This window comes from Phormidesmis priestleyi BC1401 (assembly GCF_001650195.1).
Lineage (GTDB): Bacteria > Cyanobacteriota > Cyanobacteriia > Leptolyngbyales > Leptolyngbyaceae > Phormidesmis_A > Phormidesmis_A priestleyi_B.
Genome location: NZ_LXYR01000140.1, coordinates 1 through 2,669, shown reverse-complemented (window position 1 = coordinate 2,669; position 2,669 = coordinate 1). Strand labels below are relative to the sequence as shown.

The 2,669-nt window shown below is 44.6% G+C and carries 1 protein-coding gene; it reads left to right on the top strand.

The window, feature by feature from the left end:
- Window positions 1-681 precede the first annotated feature (681 nt).
- Entirely contained in the window at window positions 682-1,959 is a 1,278-nt protein-coding gene (locus tag A8707_RS25945) for a hypothetical protein (protein ID WP_068820324.1), read from the top strand.
- The last annotated feature ends 710 nt before the right edge of the window (window positions 1,960-2,669 follow it).

Genomic DNA, 2,669 nt, shown 5'->3' with positions numbered 1-2,669 from the left:
CAGCGTCCCAAAGACAGAGTAGCCGTGTCGCCCAGTGCAGCCGTGTCGGTAGTAGGAGCGCAACGAGACCAGCGAACGCAATGGAGCCCAGCAAGCGAGGGCAGACGCTCCACTTGCGAGACAGCCTGGGGCCAGACGTAAGGTTCATAAGGAGAGGAAGCAAGGGTTGTCAGCGGTAGTATACCTATGATTACTGCCTATTAACGCTAAGCGTTACAAATGCTGTACAGTGACTTTTTATTGATCGTGAAGACACATTAGTGTCGTCAAAGGAGCAAGGCTAGGTCTGGCTTGCTTTTCCGCCTAAAGCCAACTTGGCAATCCTGCTGACCTGAGGCTAGGCTGCTGAGCGAACTCTCTCTGCAACCCTGCAACAGAGAGGGGTTTGCTCAGCGATACGAATTTGTCTCGAGGTCATTTAATGTGGCACTGTACAAGTCTGTGGGCGAGTAAGTGCAATGAACGATACTTTTCCAAATATTCTCTAAGACATTCATGTAATTTTACACACAAATCTCCTTTGTAGTTTCCCCTAACTCTCTCTACAGATAGTTATCGACACCATTAATATCGCAGAATAATGATTGCGACTATTATAAGCAACCATTAATCAGTAAACATCTCAGTATCTGCAAACTCGATCAGCCAAAATATCGCCCTTCTAAGCAACAGGATTCAGCCATGATCAAGCCTAAAATCCATGCAGAAGATCTCACAATTTTTTTAGTCTCAGGTCTAATTCTTTTCAGCTATGGTCTTTATGCGCTTAATGGTTATGGTAATCACGATGATATTTATCGAATGCTCAATAGTTGGAGAACGCTGATCTTTGAGCATCGCTATGTGCCTTCAAGGTTTCAAGGATATTTAGTTCCTGAACTCTCGATCGGTCTAGCTTCACAAGTCGGCGGCTTCTATTTATCAAATCTCGTTTCTGTTCTGTTATCGGTTTCAAGTTTATTGATCTTTTATTGGTTATTGATTAGAATTACGACGCGATTGAATGCAGTTTTAGCAGTGGCTATGATCGCCTCTAATCCTTTTTGGATCATTGCCTCTACCACTTCAACGGATTATATTTATCCCGTATTCTTCTTTACGCTGGGGCTGTTCATGCTGCTGAATGCAAAGCCGCGGTTAGCTGGGTTGATCTTTGCGTTGGCGATGTCTTCTAGACTGACTTACGCTCCCATGATCGTTCTCGCCTTTGCCTTTTACTTGCCTTATGTCATAAAAAACAAGCCTGAGCAGAGAAACCAATTTTTTCAAGGAATCATTCTATTTTTTTTAGGCACTGCTGCTTTATATCTTCCAGTGTTTCTTGCCTCAGGAATGAGCTTCTCATTTCTTAAGTATGCAGATGATACGGTTGGGGGATGGTTGGGTACGATCGTGCGATTTATCTATAAAAACATCTACTTCTGGGGACTGCCAACATTCATCCTCTTATTGATTTTCTTCTTTCGAGAAAGAGCCAGCTATCCTAAAGCAATTTTTGCCAATCCCTTTGCGAATACTCGACCCGAAAAGCTCCTGTTTCAGGTAGTCTTTTGGGGATTCGCCTACAACGAAATTGTATTTGCAAAACTCCCCCATCAATACCAATATTTGCTGCCAATTCTATTTTGCGTGACCTACTTTATTGTGACGGCTCCTACCCCCTCAAAGACCAAATTTTTAGGACTTGTCTTGGCTCTAAACATCATTTACTGCCTTTTTTGTAACTTCGATATTCTGGACACCTATCAAGTAGGTGGCGCTGGTACCACCATTCACTCAGACGCTGCCAAAGTCAATTTTTCGCTCAAGCAGGGCGTGTTAGTCCAAGATTTTAGTTGGCGAGCAACTTATCAAAAACACTTGGTAGAGGATTACAACCAGAAATGGCAGAACGCCAAAGGCTTTTACCCCTTGCAAGACCCCCGCTCGCGGCAGCAGACGATCAAGAGCAGAGAATAAATGCATTTATCGCGTCTTGTACAGTGCCACATTAAATGACCTCGAGACAAATTCGTATCGCTGAGCAAACCCCTCTCTGTTGCAGGGTTGCAGAGAGAGTTCGCTCAGCAGCCTAGCCTCAGGTCAGCAGGATTGCCAAGTTGGCTTTAGGCGGAAAAGCAAGCCAGACCTAGCCTTGCTCCTTTGACGACACTAATGTGTCTTCACGACCAATAAAAAGTCACTGTACACGCGGGAATAGGCTGTAGATCGATATTTCCTGATCTGGAGTTGAGTCGCGGGAATAAGACTGGGATAGCAGGTTAATATTTTAATCATAGCATTGAGTACACTTGATCTATCAATCAGACAATTTCAGTACCTGTCTTCAACCTTACGGAAAGAAGTGAGACGCTTGCGAACACCAGGGTTACCTTTTGATTCAGAAAGCCCTCTGTCTTTATTTTTGTCCCCCTTTAACCTTGAGAAGCTCTGCTAATGACACGGAACTACACACTACGGGTTGTCCTCCGAAGCCTTCTTTTGTTTGTCTTGAGCGCCGGTCTGGTTACTGTCTCAGGAGAACGAAGTCTTTCGGTTTTAGCTCGGTCAGCTGAACTCACGGCTCTTGATCACACCACTCCCATTAATGTCCGTGCCAATCCATCTACTCTGGCAGAACCTTTGCACTACGGATTTGCTGGAGATCGGGTCGAGATTCTCAACCAAAC

Bases quoted from the DNA above. Each gene is read 5' to 3' on its own strand.
- A8707_RS25945 (WP_068820324.1), top strand. From the start codon at position 682: ATGATCAAGCCTAAAATCCATGCAGAAGATCTCACAATTTTTTTAGTC.